The organism is Alloprevotella sp. oral taxon 473 str. F0040, from assembly GCF_000318095.2.
Lineage (GTDB): Bacteria > Bacteroidota > Bacteroidia > Bacteroidales > Bacteroidaceae > Alloprevotella.
Genome location: NZ_KB290714.1, coordinates 414317 through 435593, shown reverse-complemented (window position 1 = coordinate 435593; position 21277 = coordinate 414317). Strand labels below are relative to the sequence as shown.

Below are 21277 nucleotides of genomic sequence, written 5' to 3'. Positions count from 1 at the left end.
GACGTTAGACGTTAGAGATTAGACGTTAGAGGGTTGCGGCCCCGTTTTGCTCACCACGACAAGCGCGGCTCGGGGCTTATTGATTATAGGAATAGTAGAAGGTAGAAGATAGACGTTAGAAGGGCATAGACTTTCAGATACAATCAGACGCTAGACGAAACCACGCCATAGGTTTTTGCGTGATTCAGGCGTCTAGCGTCTATAGTCTTACGTTGAATATTGAAGTGCTGACATCTAGACTCTAACGTCTAAATTCAAATGTCTTACGTCTAAGATCTAAAGTCTAACCTCTTAATATCTAATCTCGATACTTGCCTTCTTCTTTATCTTCGAGCATGGAGAGATAGGAGGTGTAGCGAGAGGGCGCAATCTGGTGAGCCTCGATGGCATCGAGCACCGCACAACCTGGTTCGTGGATGTGCGTGCAGTTATTGAATTTGCAGCCACCTCCGATGCGGAAGATTTCACGAAAGTAGTGAGCTATTTCTTCAGGCTCCATGTCGAACGTACCAAATCCTTTGATGCCTGGGATGTCGATGAGTCCACCACCCGAAGGCAAATCAAAGAGTTCGCTGAACGTGGTGGTGTGCATACCCGTGCCGTGGGCTTCGCTCACCTCAGCTGTGCGTGCTCCTGCGTTGGGGATCAGACGATTGATGAGCGTGCTTTTTCCGACTCCCGAGTGACCAGCCAGAAGGGTGATTTTTTCGGTGAGCAAAGGCGCAAGCTGTTCGACTCCTTGACCATGTAGTGCAGAGAGTTGCAGGACTTCGTAGCCAATATCACGATAAATCCACGTGAGATAGTCTAACGTGGCCCGCTCTTCCTCGTTGAGATCGTCGATCTTATTGAACACCAACGTCACTGGCACGCGATAAGCCTCGGCAGAAGCCAAGAAGCGATCGATGAAAGTAGTGGTGGTTTCGGGACGTGCCACAGTGATGAGCAACAACACACGGTCGATATTCGCCGCCAAGATGTGGCTCTGCTTCGAGAGATTGGAAGCCTTGCGGATGATATAATTGCGGCGGTCGTCGATGGCGACAATGAAAGCTAGTTCTCCCTCGGCAGCAGGACGAATGGTCACTCCATCTCCCACTGCCACGGGGTTGGTGGTGCGGATGCCTTTGAGGCGGAAGTTGCCTTTCACACGACATTCCACGACATTGCCCTCATCAGTGCGCGCCATGTAGCTACTCCCCGTGTTGCGCACCACGATACCGTGAAGTGGCTGAGCGAGGGAGTTTTCGTCTGAGAAGGATGTCGAAGAGGCAGACATGGATGAATGAGCAGACGTTTGCGATTTCTTCGAAGCGGCTTTAGCCTTTTTGGAAGCGGACTTAGATGTTTGAGCCAAATTGTGCGAGATTAAAAACAGACCCTTCGATGCACAGAGGCTCGAAGGGTCTGATAAATTATCATAGAAATAAAGTGATCGAGCCGAAAAGACTTACACCGTCATGATTTCCTTAGCCTTGTTGGCAAGAAGTTCATCGATGCGCTTGATCATTTTATCGTGGAGTTTCTGAAGATCGTTTTCAGCATCTTTAGCCACGTCTTCAGGCACACCATCTTTGGTGCTCTTCTTGAGCTTGTCGATACCATCGCGGCGCACGTTGCGGATAGCGATTTTAGAATCTTCACCTTCTTGATTGCATTGCTTGGTGAGATCACGACGACGCTCTTCGGTGAGGGGAGGAATGCCAAGACGAATCACCTCACCATTGTTCTCAGGCATGATGCCTACATTAGAATCAATGATGGCCTTTTCGATGGGAGCAAACATGCTCTTATCCCAAGGCTTAATGGCGATGGTGCGAGAGTCGGGCGTAGTGATTGCAGCTACATTGTTCACAGGCACCATAGAACCATAAGAATTGACCATCACTTGGTCAAGGATGTGAACATTCGCTTTGCCCGCACGGATGTGCGAAAGAGTTTCATCGAGGTGCATCACGCTCATTTCCATGCGTTCTTCGCATTCAGCAAGTAGTTGCTTTACGTCTAACATATCGTTTTCGTTCTTTTACGTTGATGTTGTTGGATATATTTTAGGCAAATATACGACAGTCTTTCGACACATCAAAAGAAAATGATAATTTCTTCAGCAGAAAATGCGATTTTACAGCTTGCCCCTCTATGAAGCCTGCCAATACAAGAAAAGTTCGACAACTTCCTCACATAATACATGACCTAAACCACACAGTATAAAGAAGGTAAAACTATTCTATTGAACAAGAAAATAGACCATTCACTTTGGTCGTATGCGAAGAAAATTGTAACTTTGCAGTCGAAACACGAACGAGGACAGATTTGACTGCTTGCAACCTCAAGAAAAAATGCTAAAACGATAAGTCACTCCCCACATTAGAAGCCTACGCTTCGGGATACACTTTACATTTTATTCTTGCTCTCGCGCACACTGATTTGTTTCGTTCTGCTTTCGCTACCGCGATGGGCAGACGTTTTTGTATATACCCACCGCAAATCTGTCTTTTTATTTTAACTTATCCCTCACTACTACACATTTATCATGTCATATCTCTTTACTTCTGAATCGGTGTCGGAAGGACACCCCGACAAAGTGGCCGACCAAATTTCAGACGCACTTTTGGATCAATTCTTGGCTCTCGACCCCACCTCTAAAGTAGCTTGCGAAACCCTCGTTACTACCGGACAAGTGGTGGTGGCTGGTGAAGTGAAGTCGGAGGCTTATGTCGATTTGCAAGACACTATCCGCCGCACCATCCAACGCATTGGCTACACGAAGGCAGAATATATGTTTGATGCCAATAGCTGTGGCATTTTCTCTGCCATCCACGATCAAAGCGATGACATCAACCGTGGCGTTGAGCGCGAAGCTCCTGAATTGCAAGGTGCAGGCGACCAAGGCATGATGTTTGGCTATGCTAACAACGAAACGGATCGCTACATGCCGCTTCCCCTTTCGTTGGCACACGACATCCTCATTGTGCTCGCTGACATTCGCCGTGAAGGCAAGGTGATGACGTATCTCCGTCCCGACTCTAAAAGTCAGGTGACGGTGGAATATGATGACAACGACCGTGCAGTGCGCATCGACACTATTGTGGTGAGCACGCAGCATGACGATTTCATCTCTGTCGAAGAAGCTGGCAGTCAAGCTGCTGCTGACGAACAAATGTTGGCACAAATCCGCAAGGATGTGATTGAGATTCTCATTCCTCGCGTGCTCGAACAGCGTGTGACGACTCCCGAAGTGAAGGCTCTCTTTGAACAAAGCGAAATCACTTATCACGTGAATCCTACCGGTAAGTTCGTGATTGGTGGCCCCCATGGCGACACGGGTCTTACGGGACGTAAGATTATTGTAGACACTTATGGTGGTAAAGGTGCTCATGGTGGTGGTGCTTTCTCCGGAAAAGACCCTTCCAAGGTGGACCGCTCTGCGGCTTATGCTGCTCGCCATATTGCTAAGAACATGGTGGCCGCTGGAGTCGCAGACGAAATGCTCGTACAACTGGCGTATGCTATCGGCGTGGCAGAACCTGTGAGCGTATTTGTGGACACCTATGGCAAGAGCCATGTAAGCCTCAGCGATGGAGAAATAGCAGAGCGCGTGAAGAAACTCTTTGCACTTCGTCCTCACGACATCGAGAAGAACCTCAAGCTCCGCCAACCTATCTACGAGGAAACTGCGCGCTATGGCCACATGGGTCGTTCCAACCGAGTGATTACAAAGACTTTCCAACCCAAGGGCGAGGAAGCTCGTACGCTAGATGTGGAACTCTTTACCTGGGAAAAGCTAGACCGCGTAGCCGATATTAAGAAAGAATTCGGACTTGCCTAAGTCGCAGAAAGTTGTTTCACAACAACTCACTGACGATTAGACCCGATAATGACCGATTGGAGTTAAAACGCCTTAGGCTACGAATAGCCAGCGTGTATAACCCTCTAAAACCGACATACAAACGTGAATATCACTGTATATGCTGCCTCTTCAGGACAAGTGCCTGAAGTTTACACACAAGCTGCCGCTCGGCTGGGAGAAATCCTAGCCGAGCGTAGCCATATTCTCATCAATGGTGCAGGTCGCACTGGACTCATGGGGGCGACCATCGATGCTTGCGTGGAAAAGGGAGGAGAGGCGATTGGCATCATTCCTCAATTCATGATTGACGAATCATGGCAACACAAAGGAATGACGGAACTTGTGATTACCCCCAACATGCACGAGCGCAAAACGATGATGGCGGATCGGGCAGATGCTTGCATCGCTTGTCCTGGTGGCGTGGGCACACTCGAAGAACTATTGGAAGTGATTACCTGGAAACAACTTGGTCTCTTCCTCAAACCCATTGTGGTGCTCAACACGGAAGGCTATTTTGATCCGTTGCTCTCGCAACTCGAGCGTTGCATCGACCAACAGTTCATGCGCCGTGTTCATAGCGATATTTGGAAAGTGGCTGCTACTCCCGAAGAAGCTGTGCAACTCTGCGAAGAAACTCCACTTTGGGACTCCTCTATTCGACGATTTGCTGCTTTATAAAGCAGAAATTCCATCTGCCACGAGTAGTTCTACATAGCCTCATCCAAACTTCTTCACCGAGCATAGGAAGTTTTGCTTGAGTCATCTTTTCCTTTCGTCAAATATCGATAGTTTTCATCATGCCCATCGACAGTCTTTCTACGATTTCTCCCAGCGCGCTTTCCCCTGCTAGAGTGCGCAACCTTGATGATGCCCCTGGTTTGACGATGGAGCCCGCCGATTCTGCACTGAAAGCTCAGTTTAATGGGCGATTTTCTCTGCTCCCTCCTCCTCCAAAGCCGAAGAAGCACATTGACACACAGTTTCCGATGCCTGCCGATAGTGCAAATGATGCTCAGTATTGGCAACTATTCACGCCTGACGTTAGGAAACTAATTGCAGACCATTACCACACGACCAAAGCGCATCAAGGAGTTTCGGGGATGCCGATTGATTACGAATTGCGTAACGACGATGTGGTAACTTCGATTCTGCTGCTCAGTTTTGTCATCATGGCTTGGGTGATTGCTGCTTCATGGCGATTTCTCCGCACCTCCATCAAAGACTTTTTCTACCATCGCACGCGCGCTAATCTCTTTATAGACCGCGCTGACACGGTGTTAAGAGGACGTTTCTTTCTGGTGTTGCAAACGAGTTTCTTACAAGGTCTCTTGTTCTTCGGCTTCGTTCAGTCGATGTTGCCGGAAGTGTTTGAAGGTCTTTCGCCTTACCTGCTACTCTCCCTCTCTACGCTCATCATTTTGGGATATTATGGAGCAAAAGTAGTGCTTTATCGATGGGTAAACCATGTATTTTTCTCCAGTGAAAGTAATCGTGCTTGGAATAACTATTACCTGATCTCGATCCTCACTACAGGTGCCTTGCTGCTCCCTCTTACTCTCTTGGTCATCTTTTTTGATTTATCGTATCGGGAAGCAATAATCGCCTACGTTTTGCTTATGGCGATTGTCAAAATGCTACTACTCTATAAGTGTTACGACACATTTTTCAAGGGTATGGTAGGCTATTTGCACATTATTTTGTATTTTTGCGCCTTAGAAATTGTACCCTACGTACTTCTCGGAGGAACGCTACTCGCTGTGACCTATCAAAACGCCACACTTTTGTAAGCTCCTAGAACAAAAACGTATAGCCTCCTTCGCTAAATATCATTCTAACCTTTCACGATGATCAAGAAAGTTCTTGTTTCGCAACCCGCACCTACCACAGAGAAGTCGCCCTATCACGACATAGCCCAGAACTTAGGCGTAGAGTTCACCTTTCAACCCTTCGTGAAGGTCGAAGGCTTGGAAGCTCGTGAATTTCGCAGCCAAAAGGTGAACATACTCGACCACACAGCTATTGTGTTCAACTCACGCAATGCTATCGAGCACTTCTTCCACCTTTGCAAAGAACTCCGTGTCACTCTGCCAGAAGATATGAAATACTTCGGCATTTCTGAGAAGGTGATTCTCTATATCCAAAAGTTTGTGCAATACCGCAAGCGCAAGGTGTTCTTCGGTTCGAGTGGTCACTGGCCAGAACTCCTCACCGTGATGGCTAAACACAAGACTGAGAAGTATCTCTTCCCTCTCTCTGAAGGCACTTCTCTCGAAATCGCAGGGCAGCTCGACCAAAAGAAAATCAAACACACTGAGTGCGCAATGTTCCGCACCGTGCAAGCTAATCTCGATGAGGATACGTTTAAGAACTATGACATGATTCTCATCTTCACTCCTGTAGGAGTGCAGAGCCTGCTTAGCAATTTCCCCAACTTCAATCAAGGCGACATCCGCTTAGGCTGCTTTGGTGATGCCACAGCTAAGGCCATTGAAGAGGCTGGTCTGAGAGTCGACTTGAAAGTTAGCGGTTCTATTGCCGAAAGCCTTGGCAATTTCATCCGCGAAGAAAATAGCAAATAAGCTTTTGCTTCCTAACATATCGGTGGCCACTGCCCCACTCTAGTGGGTTAGTGACCACTTTTTGTTTTTACAGTCTAAGGATGACCCCCTAAACGGTTCAGTAGATTGATTATCTTTAAAGAGGCAAGGCTGTTTCTACAAACCATCCCACCATCGTCATTAAGGGCGTAATCTTATCGTTCGTTATGCGTCACAAGTTTCCCAAAGCCGAACATCTCTGTCTACAACGTGATATAGACCAACTCTTCACCGCTGGAGCAAGATCGGCTGTATCCTTTCCTCTCCGTGCCATTATGCGCACCCATACCTACGAGGGAAAAGGGCCACGAGTGCAGGTACTCATTTCTGTTGCCAAGCGGAGACTAAGACATGCAGTGGATCGTAATCGAGCTAAACGACAGATTCGTGAAGCCTATCGCCTCTACAAAGAGATTCTTTGGGAACAACTTCCAGAAAACATAGCTCTTCACCTTGGATTCGTGTGGGTGGCCGATCAACCTCAAGACAGTGCGCTGGTACATAAACGACTGGTGAACCTGCTTCATCGCGTTGTGGAGAAAGTCAATGCTACTTCCGCTAACGAACGCGCTAGTGCCTCCACCACAACCACTGCTACAAACAACACAAGTGTCTCAAACGCAGACTCATAATCCTTTTGCATACTATGATTTTTCATACTTTTTCCCGTGTCATAGCTGGACTCCTCATTCTCCCCATCCGTTTCTACCAGCGTTTTGTCTCACCCCTCACCCCTCCTTCTTGTCGTTTCACCCCAACTTGCTCACAATATGCGGTAGAAGCTCTTCGCAAGCATGGCCCTTTCAAAGGCATGTATTTAGCTGTTCGTCGCATACTTCGCTGTCATCCTTGGGGCGGACATGGCTACGACCCCGTGCCCTAAAGTTCTTCGCAGACCGATTGTCGCATATAGAATATGAACAATCAAAAAAACTAGTTAGGGCTATGTCTACAAACCCTAACTGAAACGAGAAGAACTTATACCATCTCACAATAGCGACTTATCATCTACCCCATTTCTTCCATGGATTTCGACTTTCACACCCATCGCCTTGACATTCCTGCGGGCACTGGTATTGTGAGTTTGCCGCAAGATATAGTGCGCAATCCCAAAGTCTGGGCTACCTATCCAAGCTCTCAGCAACTCCAGCCTCAAGGACTCTACGCTGCAGGCATCCATCCGTGGTGGACACTCGACGATGATTTCAATCTTGAAGAATACAAAGCTAGTTTGTCTCAACTATGGGCTTTGCCTCAAGTGGTACAAATAGGAGAATGTGGCTTTGATCGTTTACGCGGTGCTAGTCTTGACATCCAATGGTCGGTGTTTTGCGCACAAGTGGAAGAGTCTGAGCAACGAAAGCTCCCCATGACTCTCCACATCGTCCGAGCCTTTGATGTCATTCTTCAAGCTCGCAAAATTCTGCGCCCTCTACAAGTGTGGACGATTCACGGATTTCGAGGAAAACCAGCACTAGCTCAACAACTGCTCGATGCTGGGTTTGACTTGAGTTTTGGAACACGCTACAACGAAGTGTCTTACGACATTACTCCCCCAGAGCGTCGTCACCGAGAGACTGATGCTCTCCCTTAACAACAACTACTCCATCAGAGAGTAACTGCTGTCATTTCTGTTATTATCGCCAATAAAGCCATCTCCGAGATTTGCAATCTCTCAAAGCTCCAATAACAATTCAAGAAGATGACGATTAATCCAAACAGCGGCATCCGATTTTAATCCGATGCACGCTTAAAACACGGAAACAGGAAGAGTTTCTTTAAGGATAAAATCCCTAAAAATAATTTCTTATTTCCGTGTTTTAGAATACACCATCAGAAAAAGCGAAGAACACATTTGCGCAAATTTGCAAGATTTGTGCAGTGATTTAATCTATAATACGAAATAAAGCACTAACTTTGCCCCATCTAAGGAGCTTTTACTATATAAAGCTTAGACGCCAGCTTGGTCATCTGCTTCAAAGAGAGCCTTCCGCTATCTCCAACACGTCCTAACTTAGATACTCATTCCCTCGTTTGATGAGATAGCGGCTTTGCCCCTCTCCTTCCTATCGCACACAACTAGTTATGCAAATCCTTTGTCATCTTTCTCAACTCATTGAGAAGTCAGCCGAAAAATACGGTGAAAAGATAGCCCTCAGCTATCGCGACTACGATCGCGAGCAGTGGATGGGTATTTCCTGGAATCTCTTTGCACGTCGCGTCGATCAATCTGCGCGCTCTCTAGTAGCTTTGGGCATTGGAGTCCAAGACAATGTAGCTGTGTTTTCACAAAACAAGCCAGAAAGTCTATTTGTAGAATTCGGATGCTTCCGTTCCCGTGCCGCTTTAATTCCTTTTTATGCCACCACTGCTGGAGCACAGGTGCAATATATGGTGAATGATGCGCAGATTCGTATTATCTTTGTAGGTGAACAGCAGCAATACGATGCAACCTGGAGTGTATTAGGCCTCTGCCACTCACTAGAACACATTGTCATCTTCGACCCTAAGGTTGAACGTCACCCCAGTGACAACATCTCCATGAGCTTCGATGAGTTTCTACGTTTAGGAATCAACGAACCACGCTACCAAGCTGAGGTGCAACGCCGCGTAAACGAAGCCCAAGACTCAGATATCGCCAACATCCTATACACGAGTGGCACCACAGGGCAATCCAAAGGAGTCATCTTGCTTCACTCGCAATATCGCTTTGCTCTTGAAGCACACACCAAGGTTTTCACCATCACTCCCGAGGATGTTATCATCAATTTCCTTCCTTTCAGCCACGTCTTTGAAGGAGCCTGGGCAAAACTCTGTCTCAGTTGCGGAGCTCACCTTGCGATCAATCTACGACCGCTCGACATCCAGCGCAGCATGCGCGAGGTACAACCCACTTGTATGTGTGCTGTACCCAGATTTTGGGAAAAAGTATATCAAGGTGTACTAGATAAAATGGAATCGGGCAGCGCACTCCAACGCAGTCTCATTAAAGATGCTCTCAAAGTTGGTGGTGAAGTCTGGGAGAAATACACTTCAAAAGGAAAGCAACCTCCCCTCGGTCTGCGCATGAAATATGCAGCCTACGACAAGACGTTACTCCGATTGCTTCGCAAGACTCTTGGACTAACACGCCCCAACATCTTCCCTGTGGCAGGTGCTACTGTTTCTCCAGAAGTGGAACGCTTCGTGCATGCAGCAGGCTTCGACATGCTAGCAGGCTATGGCCTCACAGAGACCTGTGCTACAGTATCCTGCGACCACCCTGGCAAACTCGTATCTATGGGAAGCATTGGTCGCCCTTTACCAGGAGTCGAGGTCAAAATAGATGGAGCCAATAACGAAATCCTAGTACGTGGCGCTACAGTCACTCCAGGATACTACAAGAAAGAAGAAGAAACCCGAAAGTCTTTCACCGAGGATGGCTGGTTGCGCACAGGTGATGCTGGTTACATTAAAGATGGCGAGCTATATATCACAGAGCGCATAAAAGATCTCTTCAAGACGAGTAACGGAAAATATGTAGCCCCTCAAGCTATAGAAGGCAAACTCACGATTGATCGCCACTTCGAGCAAGTAGTGGTAATCGCAGACCAACGTAAATTTGTCTCTGCTTTGATTGTCCCTAACTACAAGGCTATCGAGGATTGGGCTGCTACCCAAGGTATCACATTTGATTCTCGTGAAGCCCTTTGCACAGACACTCGTGTCAAAAAGTTCTTGGCACAACACATCGACACACTTCAGCAAGACCTCGCAGCCTACGAAAAAATCAAACGCTTCGTACTTCTGCCTGAACCCCTCTCTATAGAGAATGGTGAAATCACCAATACATTGAAGATTAAACGCCGAGTGGTCTACGACCGCTATGCAGAACAAATCGAAGGCATGTATGTAGAGTAAAGAGGCATTCTCTCGAAGAACCCCAAAACTGATAGCTCAAGAAGCCTTCCCTCTTTCTGGGAAGGTTTCTCTGCCTTTGGAGGTACAATCATACTTATAAATTTTCCATAGAATCTCTTGCATTTGTCAACAAGAAGGCTTTGCAAACTAGCGACAAATGCTTACCTTTGCTTCAAGTTCTCTCAATCTTACCCTTTCGTATTCATTCTATAATCTGAGTATATATGAAAAAAATCAAGCTCTTCCTACTGAGTCTAGTGGCTCTAGTAGTCACCCCTGTGGTGGCTCAGGATGCTTTCCCTCCTCTCCCCATAGATAAGGAGGTGCGCATCGGCAAGCTCCCCAACGGATTGACCTACTATATCCGCCACAATGAAGAACCTAAAGGACAAGTCAATTTCTACATCGCCCAGAAGGTGGGTTCGGTGCAAGAAGATGACAACCAGCGTGGCTTGGCTCACTTCCTCGAGCACATGGCTTTCAATGGTTCAAAACACTTCCCCAAAGATGGGCAACTCATTAAATATTGCGAAAGCATTGGTGTAAAGTTCGGAGAAAACCTCAACGCCTACACCTCTACTGACGAAACGGTGTACAACATTGACAACGTGCCCGTAAAAGGTAGCAACATCGACTCATGTCTCCTCATCCTTGCAGACTGGTCAGGTGGTCTACTCCTCGAGAAAGAAGAGATTCAAAAAGAACGTGGTGTCATTCACGAAGAATGGCGTATGCGTTCAAGTGCAGTGATGCGCATCCTCGAACGTCGCTTGCCCGAACTCTATCCAGGTAGTAAGTATGGTCATCGCATGCCTATCGGCTTGATGGAAATCATCGACAACTTCGAGCCCGACTTCCTCCGCGCCTATTATAAGAAGTGGTACCGCCCCGACCTCCAAGGTGTTGTTATTGTGGGTGACATCAACGTGGATGAGGTAGAAGCTAAGGTAAAATCTATCTTGGGTGCAGTGGTGATGCCTGCCAATGCAGCGAAATACGAGACATACCCAGTACCCAACAATGACCAACCCATCTATGTCATTGACAAGGACAAGGAAATGACCATGACCTCCCTTTCGTTCATGTTCAAGACCGACCCAATGCCTGAGGAGATGCGAGGTACGCTTGGTGAAATCATGCAAAACTACCTCTTATCCATCATCACACAAGGCATCAATGCTCGTCTTGGCGAACTTGCTCAAAAGGAAAATTGCCCCTTCCTTAATGCAGGTGTGAACTATGAGAACTATTTGCTCTCTAAGACTGCCGATTGTTTCTCCGTTAGCCTCACTCCTAAACCCGGTCAAGATGCAGCAGCCGTAACTGCTGTGATGGCAGAAATCCAACGCGCTGCCAAGTTTGGACTCAGCAGTTCTGAGGTAAAGCGTGCTTCAGAAAACCTCATCAGCAATCTTGAAGCTATCTACAACAACCGCACGAAGCAGAAGCACAACTTCTATACTACCCAATACGTGCGCCACTTCCTGGAAAAGAAGGGTATCCCCAGCGTAGAGGACGAATTTGATACCTACAAGATGCTCGCCTCCATGATCAATGCTGAAGCTGTAAATGGAGTGATACAAGAATTGACGGCTGACACCCAAAAGAACTTCGTATTCTTGGGCATGTATCCTGAGAATGACAACACCAAAGTGCCCACTGTCGAAGAAATGAAAGCTGCTATCGAAGCAGGTGTCAACGCTAAGATAGAAGCCTACGTGGACAATGTGAAAGCAGGCCCTCTTGTTGCAAAACTCCCTAAGAAGGGCAAAATCGTGAAGACTAGCTCTGCCGACTTCGGCTACACGCAGTGGACTCTCAGCAATGGTGCTCGCGTGTTCTTCAAGAAGACCGACTTCAATGATGCCCAAGTCCTCTTCCAAGCTAGCAGCTTCGGGGGATCTAGTAAGTTTGCAGAAAAAGACCTCACCAATGCTCGTCTCATTGAGCCAGTCATGGAGAGCGTAGGCTGGGGTGGCTTCACCGCTACCGAGCTAGAAAAGAAGCTCACAGGCAAACAAGCATCTGTTTCTGCCAAGGTAAGCAACTACAGTGAAAGCCTCTCTGGTAGTGCCACTCCCAAAGACTTGCGCACCCTTTTCGAACTCATCTATCTCCGCTTCCAAAATCCCATGAACGATGTTGATGCTTACCGCACCGTCCTCAACACGCTCCGCACAGCTTTGGAAAACGCCGATAAGAATCCACAAAAGGCATTTGGCGACTCCCTTCGTCACACACTCTACGGCAACAATCCTCGCAAGGCCCAGCTTTCTCTAGATGATCTCGGCAAAGCTGATTACGAGAAAATCAAGCAACTCTATGCTCAACGTTTCGACAAGGGTGGAGACTTCGACTTCTACTTCACTGGAGCCATCAACGAAGATTCACTCCGCACCTTCACCGAACAATACATCGCTTCTCTTCCCGCAGTGAAGAAGCGCGAAGCTTACACCAAGCTCAACCTCGATGCTCGCAAGGGTGTTGTTGAAAACCGCTTTGAGCGCAAGATGGAAACGCCTCAAGCTATGCTCATCCAAGTGTGGCAAGGCAACCAGCCTTATAGCCTAAAGGAAGCCCAAGTGGCCAACGTGTTTGGTGCTATCTTGACCAAGCGTTATTTGAAGTCTATCCGCGAAGATGGTGGTATGGCCTATAATGTTGGTGCCGATGCAAGCCTTAGCTACGGAGTGAAAGATCTCTATTCACTTCAAATTTTTGCTCCTTTCACTCCCGAGAAGGTAGACTCTGTGCTCCTCCTCATGGATCAAGGCCTCAATGAAATCGCTAAAGATGGTGTCACCAGCGAGGAATTGAACGAAGTGAAGCAATTCGAACACAAGGAATATGAAGAAAGCCAACGTCGCAATGGCTACTGGCAAGGCCTGATTGCGGCCAAAAACAACTGGGGCAAGGATGGTCGCAAAGGCTACCTTGAAGCCCTCGATGCTGTCACCTCAGAGGACATCAAAACCTTCGTCAATAGCGTAATCCTTCGTGACCGCAACCGCGCAACAATCATTATGCTCCCCCAAGGTGTGATGCAAAAAAAATAATCCAGCAGCTTGTAAAATTATACATATTGCAAGCACATTCTTAATATTTAAGTCCACTTCTCACAAAGAGGTGGACTTTTCTTTTCCCATTGTTCAGCCACGTTCCTCAAAACTGCATTTATATTTGAAATATAAACATTACAAAACAGATAGAAAGTAACAAAATTCTTTTTGTAATTACAAAAACATTTGTATCTTTGCTCCCGTTATGCTATATTAGATAGTTGGCATTTCATCCACGAATTTAATAAATAATTATTCAAATATTCTATCATGAAACACGTCTACCAAACCATGATGACCGCATGTGTTCTCACCTCTGTGGGAGCTATTAGTGCATCTGCTGACTATTGGTCAGTAACTGTCAGCCAAGACCCTGTTGAAGCCACAGAGATTGAGGCAGGCAAGCAATATGTATTCCAGAGTGCAGCCTCCGCTAAAGCTGGATCAGCAGCTTATCTCTTTGGCAATCAGTTTATCACTTCCACTTCTGGCTTCAATGACAAAGGTGTATTCTCATTTGAGAAAGCTAACGAGCAAGTGAATGGCAATGAAGTGTACTACATCAAGTGCCAAACTGGAGAATATGTAGCACTTCCTGGTTCTGCTTCTTTCTTTACTAAACAAGTAGAACGTGCATGGAAAGTAGTAGTAGTTGAAGTAGAAGAAAAGAATCCAGAAGAATCCTACGACTACGTAGAAGATGGCAAAGATCCAGTGAAATACAAAGGAATCGATGCCTACATTTGGCGTGCAAAAGCTAATAATGAAGACCTTGATCTTCAGAAAGCCTCCTACATCCCTACGAATGCAGCCCCAGGTGAATTGATTATCGCTTCTGCATACCCTATTGATGCTAAGAACAAGTACTCACAATACCAGTTCTTACTGAGCGGAAACAATGCTTCTATTGGCACAGACTACAATCAAAATGCTTGGATTCTTCGCCCCGCCATTAAACTTGAGGCGCGTGAAGCACTTGAAGCCGCTATGCGCGAAATAGTCCCAGAAGGCAAGACTCTCGAAGAAACCATCAAAAACTATCGCATTGGTAGTGGTTCTGGTGAATATGATGCTACAAAACATAAGGCTTTGGTAGATTTATGGAAGAAGGCTAAGGATGTTACTGATGGCAACAGCAACTTGCCAGAGGCTGAAATTTATAAAATAATCGACGAACTCAAGCCTACTTACAATGCATTTGTAACGGCTATCAATCCTCTTGTACCTGGCTATTACATCATCACCAACTGGCGTGGTGAGAACGAATCGGGATATGATGGCACTGCACTCTACGACCAAGGTGCAGTTAAGTTTGGTGCCAATGGTCTGAGTTGGTCTGGTAAAGAGAAGGATGAGGTGGAATACTACCACAATGATCCCATCAGCTACAACTTGGCAAAATTCGTATGGGAGGTTATAGCTACTGACCAAGAAGGTAAGTTCTATTTCCGCAACCTCGAGACAGGTCGTTACATCGGCCCTCAACCAAACTACTACCGAAATATCACCATGACCGAGAAACCTGAGGCCGCATTCTCTATCGGAGCGAATGCCGACGAACCTGGTTATCTCACCTTCACTTCCGATAAACTCGTCGGCAATGGTGGTATTCACGCTCAAGTCAGTGGCTATAGCACTGTAGTTTGGACTGCCAACGCGAAACCTTCTTCTTGGCACACTCGCACTATCACCCCAGAAGAGGTGAAGCAACTCATGGCTCTCATCGCTCAGCCTAAGCGCAACGTAGAACTCACTGGCCTTGTGGAGAAAGCTAAAGACGCTATCAAGAACGGTAATGTGTATTACCCACTTGGTACTGATGGCAAGAAGTCTGAAACCGCTCTTAAGGGAGACTTCAACGAACTGGATGGTATAGTAACTTCCAAGGATCAGATTTCGTGCCCCATGGCAGACCCCGATGAAGGTAAGGATATCAACGTCTTGTTTGACAAAGACCTTAGCAGCTTCTTCCACACCACATGGCACGGTGGAGAACACGCTTGGAATGCACATCACTTCTTCAACTTCAAACTTAATGAAGCTGTCAACAGTATCATTGTGAAATGGGGTGAACGTCTCGTGGGCAATGCCGCTTCTGGTTCTCCTAAACAGGTTGTTCTCTGGGGAGCTAAGGACGAAGCTGCACTGGATAAGGGAAAGGTGCAGAAGGTAGACGAAAGTGGTCAACCTATCGCTGATCAATACGACTATGATGCTTGGAAAAAGCAGGGCTGGGAACCTCTAGCAACTGGAACTTTCGATTTCAAGACCAAAATGCTCACTGTAGATGGTACAGAGAACGGACGTAAGGTAGGATTCGCTACTCTTGCTTTCAACGAACCACACAAATATCTCCGTCTTGAGATTGTCAACAGAATGGACAATAATGTGAGTGGTTTTGTATACGCAAATGAGCTCCGTGTTTATAAGGGAGAATATGATAAACTCAATTCTCCTAACTCTGGTGTTCCTGCAGACGTGATGCAAGCCCTAGAACAGGCTATCAAGGCAGCAGAAAAAGAACTCGCCGCTAAAGCCGCTACTGAAGCTACGATCGAGAATTTCAAGAAGATTTACGATAAATTCCGCGAGAACTATCCCGATGCTTCCCGTATCACCGATGTTGCCAATATCATCAAGGGACGTCTCGAGAAAGCTCAAGAAGGAGATGGACTCGGTTACTATCAAAATGGTGCCAAGACAGAACTCCAAGCAGCTCACGATAAAGCAATCGCTGACCTCAAGGCTATCACCGATGTAAAAGCAGCTACTGTAGCTGAAATTAACAACATCGTGGCACAACTCAACGCTGCTCTCACCACCTTCGAGAGCAAGTTACGCATGCCCAACACTGGACTCTACATGATTCAAAGCGAATCATCTAATAAGAGAGTATATCACAATGTGCTAGCTGTGCGCAACTCCTCAACTACCTCGAATGACCAAGTGTGCATAGCTGGCCGCCAAGCCTCTGCCACTACTACAGGCGAATTTGAGGATGCACCCGATCGCAAACAGCACCTCGATTACTTCTGGCAAGTAGAAAAGGTAGATGGTGGATACACTTTCCGCAATATCTTCAACGGTCTCTACCTCTCTCGTGATGACAAGAAGAAACAGCGTGCTATGATGCTCTCTGAAACTCCTTACGTCTTCAAAGTAGAGTTCATCAACTTCCCTGGTGCCTTCCGTTTCGTGTCTACCGACCCAACAGAAGACAACTATCCCTATGTCAACGCGGATCCTTCATCAAAGACCATCGTTACTTGGCTTGCTGCTAAGGAGAACGACAACTCTGCATTCTCTTTCCAACCAGTAGAAGCGGATCAGCTCAAGGAAATCCTTGAGAATGGTTTCTCTTACACACTCGCTGCGAAAGAAGGATTCCAGTTTATCACTCTCCCCATTGATGCCGAGTTTGATGCTGATGAAAACAATGGCAACTTCTACACCGTCATTGGTCAAAAGGCCGACACAAAGGACGTTGTCCTTAAAGCTGTAGGAGACAAGAAACTCAAAGCTGGTCAAGGTTACGTGTTCAAACCTGGTACACAAAACAAGGGTACTGTAACACTCTTTACTACAACTAAAGACATCAAGGACCTCAAGCCTACCAACAAGCCCACTGATCCTGTCAACGGTCTCTATGGTACATTTGACTTCGTTCAGCTTCCTGAAAACAACGGACAGTTTAGTCCTGACCGTAGTAAGGTGGTTCTCTCAGAACAAGGAGACAAGGCTGCACCTAACACAGGCTACTTCGGCAAGCTTCCCGAAACTACCGAAAATGGTGACCTCGTGATTCCTGCTAACCAAATCATCACTCTCATCAAGACTGGAGTACTCGCTCCTGCACACAAGACAAAGGGTACATTCACCCTCTCTGGTGTACGTGTTGATGACGTGAAGAACCTCCCTGCTGGTATCTATGTGATCAACGGACACAAGGTTATCGTGAAATAACACGCTAATCCTGACACTTTATCATTCCTCCCTCGAACTATCATCAGTTTGGGGGAGGAAGCTTTTTATCCCCTTAGTAGCTTCCCCCCTCTATAAGTATAGGGATAGCAAAATGCACAAAGAGTGAAAAAACAGAGAAAAAGTGACGAAGAAACTTTAGCTGCTGCCATTTTTGAAATACTGACATTGCAAATCAAACTTATATCTTAGAAAATGTTTAAGATCGAACCAGAACGGTCTAAGAAGAGAAAAACACACACAACATCATCCAATCCTACCCACACTATTTCCAACCTCCTCTCACACGCGCGCGCATTACAGGGATTTCGATATTTTTACTTTCACAACCTTCACACTCAGTCATTCGTCCGAGACTTTTGGAAAAAAGTGGGAGCTGCGTAGAAAAGTCTAGGAGATCTGCTAAAAGTTCTCCCAAGTTTTCTCTAAAAAGTCGGAGAAAAGAGCTACTCAGTGTGAAGGTTGTGAAGGTTTTTTGTTCAAAATTCTAGGGATGCGCACGCGCATCACGCGCGAGGGGCATCAAAAATGATCTATTTCAAGCACAAAGTAAGCATCCTTTTTCACGTCTATTTTCACCTCGAGTTTTCTTATTTTCCAGACTGGCCTCTCTATTCAAAGGACTTAAAGATTTAACCTTACATCTGCAACTTTGACACTACACGTCACAAACTAAGGATACCTTTGCACCATCAAACAATCAACAACCCACATAGAACTACTTCAACACCATGAACCACACCACTATTGCTCCCTCTACATTCCGCGCTGTTAGTCCGAACTTGGCACGTAAAACAACTTTTTTCATGGCTATTCTTCGTTTTTCTCTCATCAGCTGGCTAGCTGAACAATCAGCCTTTCTCTCCTTAGCTAAATGGTGCAGTGAATTTCTAAACATCAAGGTGACGCCCCGAGAGGCAGTGGCTTTGGTACACACAGAGATAGCGATTATAGCAGCGATTCTGCCTATTGATGTGCCTTCCCTCTATCATCTCATAGCAGGCGTGTGGGTGGCCTACGCGGCACAACCGCTAGTTTCGCTATGTCGCCGCTTCATTCGCGACTGAGGCCAACTTCTTTTCAACACTTAAGCTTAAAATTTGGTAGACCGCGCAAGAAATCGTAATTTTGCAGATGACATATTGCGCTCAAGGCTGCTACTTTTTAGTGCCCCTTGAGCATTTGCTAATCGACAATTCCAAATAGCTATAATACATCGATGAATTTCGTAGATGAACTCAAATGGCGTGGCATGCTCCACCAAATGATGCCAGGCACCGAAGAACTTTTTGAAAAAGAAATGGTGACGGCCTATGTAGGCATCGACCCCACAGCCGACTCGCTCCACATTGGTCACCTCTGTGGCGTGATGATGCTTCGCCATCTCCAACAAGCAGGCCACAAGCCTCTCGCCCTAGTGGGTGGTGCAACGGGCATGATCGGAGACCCTTCAGGCAAGAGCGCAGAGCGCAATTTGCTTAATGAGGAAACGCTCCGTCACAATGTGGCGTGCATCAAAGAGCAGCTGTCACGATTCCTTGATTTTGAAAGTGACGCTCCTAACGCAGCTGAGTTGGTGAACAACTACGAATGGATGAAGGATTACAGCTTCCTCGACTTCGCTCGCGAAATTGGTAAGTGTATCACCGTAAACTACATGATGGCAAAAGATAGCGTGAAGCGTCGTCTCAATGGTGAGTTTGCCGAAGGCATGTCGTTCACTGAGTTTACCTACCAATTGCTCCAAGGCTACGATTTTCTCCACCTCTATCAAGAGAAGAACTGCAAACTCCAGATGGGCGGTAGCGACCAATGGGGAAACATCACTACTGGTACGGAGTTGATTCGCCGCAAACTGGGTTCTGACAACGAAGCCTTTGCCCTCACATGTCCCCTCATCACGAAAGCAGATGGGAAGAAGTTTGGCAAGACCGAACAAGGCAATATCTGGCTCGATCGCAATCGCACCACCCCTTATGCTTTCTACCAATTCTGGCTCAATGTGGGTGATGAGGAAGCAGAACGCTACATCAAGATTTTCACCGATCTCACCAAGGAGGAAATCGATGGTCTCATCGAAGAGCATCGCCAAAACCCAGGTCTTCGCAGCCTGCAAAAGCGTCTCGGTCAAGAGGTAACCGTGCTTGTTCACGGCCAGCAAGATTATGAAATGGCCGTAGAAGCTACCAACATACTCTTCGGCAAGGCGACAAAGGAAAACTTGCTCAAGCTCGACGAAGCAACACTCTTGGCTGTGTTCGATGGTGTGCAGAAGTTTGAGGTGAGCCGTGACCAGGTGGTGGGTGCAAAAGCCGTAGACCTCTTGGCAGAAACCACCAAGGCATTCCCTTCTAAGGGTGAGATGCGCAAACTCACTCAAGGTGGTGGTGTGAGCATCAACAAAGAGAAACTAGAAGCCTTCGACCGTGAACTCACAGAAGACGACTTGCTCGATGGCAAATATCTCTTGGCACAAAAGGGTAAAAAGAACTACTACCTCATTATTGTGAAATAGTTCAAAGCAAAGGCACTACAATCGAAATAGAGGTTTTTCGATGTGAAAAATAACGAATTAGGAGTCATAAGTTATGACCCCTAATTTTTTTTGCTACTTTTTTCTGTAAAAGAGGGCAAAACTCGGAATTTATTTGTTACTTTTGCTCAGATATTGACACTAACTTGCCCTTAATAGGCATGTTTTGCTGAAAAGTCTCTGAACATGAACGAATTGAGAGTCATCATCAGCGGTGGAGGCACAGGTGGACACATCTTCCCAGCCATCGCTATTGCTAACGAAATAAAAGCCTTACGCCCCGAAGCAGAAATACTCTTCGTCGGTGCTGAAGGACGCATGGAAATGCAGCGCGTGCCCGCAGCAGGTTATCGCATCGTCGGATTACCAGTAGCGGGATTTGACCGCAAAAAATTGTGGCGCAACTTTGGTGTTCTTCTCAAACTCTGGCGTTCTCAAAACAAGGCGAAACGCATTATCAAGGAGTTCAAGCCCATGGTTGCCGTGGGTGTAGGGGGATATGCCAGTGGCCCTACTCTCAATGTAAGTGGTAAAATGGGGATCCCCACCTTGCTACAAGAACAGAATTCTTATGCTGGTGTGACGAACAAACTTCTTGCCAAGCGCGCTAAAAAAATCTGCGTGGCCTATGAAGGCATGGAACGCTTTTTTCCTAAAGACCGCATCGTGCTGACTGGCAATCCTGTGCGCCAAAACCTATTACACCATAGTCTTTCCCCACAAGAAGCGCGCCAGCAACTGGGATTGCGCCCTGATTTGAAGACTATTTTGATCATTGGCGGCAGCCTTGGTGCACGCACACTCAATGAGAGTGTACTCAATCACCTCGACTGGCTGACCCAACAAGAGGATGTGCAGATATTGTGGCAAACGGGCAAGTTTTACAGTGGGAATATCCAAGAACGATTGTCTCAAACGACTCAACCTCAACAACTCCACGTCACGGAATTTGTGAGCGACATGAGTGCCGCCTATGCTGCGGCCGATTTGGTGGTGAGTCGAGCAGGAGCTTCAAGCATCAGTGAAATTTGCCTGCTGGGCAAGCCTTCTATCCTGGTTCCCTCACCTAACGTGGCAGAAGATCACCAAACACACAACGCGCTAGCATTGGTGAACAAAGATGCTGCACGCTATGTCACGGATGCGGATGCTCCCAGCGCATTGCTTGAATTAGCAGTGGCTACGGTACGTGATGAGCCTACACTACAACAGCTCTCAGCTAACGCACTGAAACTAGCAAAACCCAATGCGGCACGTGACATTGCAGAGTTTGCCATTGCACTAGCCCAACAGAAGGTGGAGTAGCTAAAAAATAGGATTGCTACCCTTTATTCTCGAAGCACGCTGACTACAAACT

Annotated in this window: 15 protein-coding genes; 13 read left to right on the top strand and 2 right to left on the bottom strand. The window is 46.8% G+C overall.

Going from position 1 to position 21277, the window contains the following annotated elements; genetic code table 11:
* Window positions 1-298: 298 nt before the first annotated feature.
* Window positions 299-1279 carry a ribosome small subunit-dependent GTPase A gene (rsgA, locus tag HMPREF9999_RS04195; protein WP_044063051.1) on the bottom strand — a complete coding sequence of 327 codons (981 nt, stop codon included), beginning with the start codon at window positions 1277-1279 and terminating at the stop codon, window positions 299-301.
* Window positions 1280-1450: 171 nt separating this feature from the next.
* Entirely contained in the window at window positions 1451-2011 is a 561-nt protein-coding gene (gene frr, locus HMPREF9999_RS04190) for a ribosome recycling factor (RefSeq protein ID WP_009437169.1), read from the bottom strand.
* A gap of 522 nt (window positions 2012-2533) precedes the next feature.
* On the opposite strand from frr, the gene metK reads away from it, so the two are divergent.
* The 13 genes from metK to murG all read left to right on the top strand — a co-directional run bounded on the left by metK (window position 2534) and on the right by murG (window position 21225).
* Window positions 2534-3829: a methionine adenosyltransferase gene (metK, locus tag HMPREF9999_RS04185; protein WP_009437168.1), complete on the top strand. Its 1296-nt coding sequence runs from the start codon at window positions 2534-2536 to the stop codon at window positions 3827-3829.
* Window positions 3830-3952: 123 nt separating this feature from the next.
* Window positions 3953-4528, top strand: coding sequence for a TIGR00730 family Rossman fold protein (locus tag HMPREF9999_RS04180; RefSeq protein ID WP_009437167.1), 576 nt, complete (start codon window positions 3953-3955; stop codon window positions 4526-4528).
* A gap of 119 nt (window positions 4529-4647) precedes the next feature.
* Complete coding sequence (locus tag HMPREF9999_RS04175) at window positions 4648-5637, top strand: DUF4271 domain-containing protein (RefSeq protein WP_009437166.1); 990 nt, start codon at window positions 4648-4650, stop codon at window positions 5635-5637.
* Window positions 5638-5694: 57 nt separating this feature from the next.
* Window positions 5695-6429: a uroporphyrinogen-III synthase gene (locus HMPREF9999_RS04170; protein ID WP_009437165.1), complete on the top strand. Its 735-nt coding sequence runs from the start codon at window positions 5695-5697 to the stop codon at window positions 6427-6429.
* 185 nt (window positions 6430-6614) lie between these two features.
* Complete coding sequence (locus HMPREF9999_RS04165; protein ID WP_009437164.1) at window positions 6615-7079, top strand: ribonuclease P protein component; 465 nt, start codon at window positions 6615-6617, stop codon at window positions 7077-7079.
* A gap of 14 nt (window positions 7080-7093) precedes the next feature.
* Entirely contained in the window at window positions 7094-7330 is a 237-nt protein-coding gene (gene yidD, locus HMPREF9999_RS04160; RefSeq protein ID WP_044063049.1) for a membrane protein insertion efficiency factor YidD, read from the top strand.
* Between the two features lie 141 nt (window positions 7331-7471).
* The gene (locus HMPREF9999_RS04155; RefSeq protein WP_009437162.1) at window positions 7472-8041 is read left to right on the top strand and encodes a TatD family hydrolase; all 570 of its coding nucleotides are present in this window, start codon (window positions 7472-7474) and stop codon (window positions 8039-8041) included.
* Between the two features lie 491 nt (window positions 8042-8532).
* Window positions 8533-10347 carry an AMP-dependent synthetase/ligase gene (locus HMPREF9999_RS04150; protein WP_009437160.1) on the top strand — a complete coding sequence of 605 codons (1815 nt, stop codon included), beginning with the start codon at window positions 8533-8535 and terminating at the stop codon, window positions 10345-10347.
* Between the two features lie 224 nt (window positions 10348-10571).
* On the top strand, window positions 10572-13403 hold the full coding sequence (locus HMPREF9999_RS04145; protein ID WP_009437159.1) for a M16 family metallopeptidase: 2832 nt from the start codon (window positions 10572-10574) through the stop codon (window positions 13401-13403).
* 273 nt (window positions 13404-13676) lie between these two features.
* Window positions 13677-17369: a hypothetical protein gene (locus tag HMPREF9999_RS04140; protein WP_009437158.1), complete on the top strand. Its 3693-nt coding sequence runs from the start codon at window positions 13677-13679 to the stop codon at window positions 17367-17369.
* 749 nt (window positions 17370-18118) lie between these two features.
* Window positions 18119-18454 (top strand): hypothetical protein, encoded by a 336-nt coding sequence (locus HMPREF9999_RS04135; RefSeq protein ID WP_044063048.1) that lies wholly within the window; start codon window positions 18119-18121, stop codon window positions 18452-18454.
* Between the two features lie 152 nt (window positions 18455-18606).
* Complete coding sequence (tyrS, locus tag HMPREF9999_RS04130; protein WP_009437155.1) at window positions 18607-19902, top strand: tyrosine--tRNA ligase; 1296 nt, start codon at window positions 18607-18609, stop codon at window positions 19900-19902.
* 204 nt (window positions 19903-20106) lie between these two features.
* On the top strand, window positions 20107-21225 hold the full coding sequence (gene murG / locus HMPREF9999_RS04125; protein WP_009437154.1) for an undecaprenyldiphospho-muramoylpentapeptide beta-N-acetylglucosaminyltransferase: 1119 nt from the start codon (window positions 20107-20109) through the stop codon (window positions 21223-21225).
* Window positions 21226-21277: the final 52 nt, after the last annotated feature.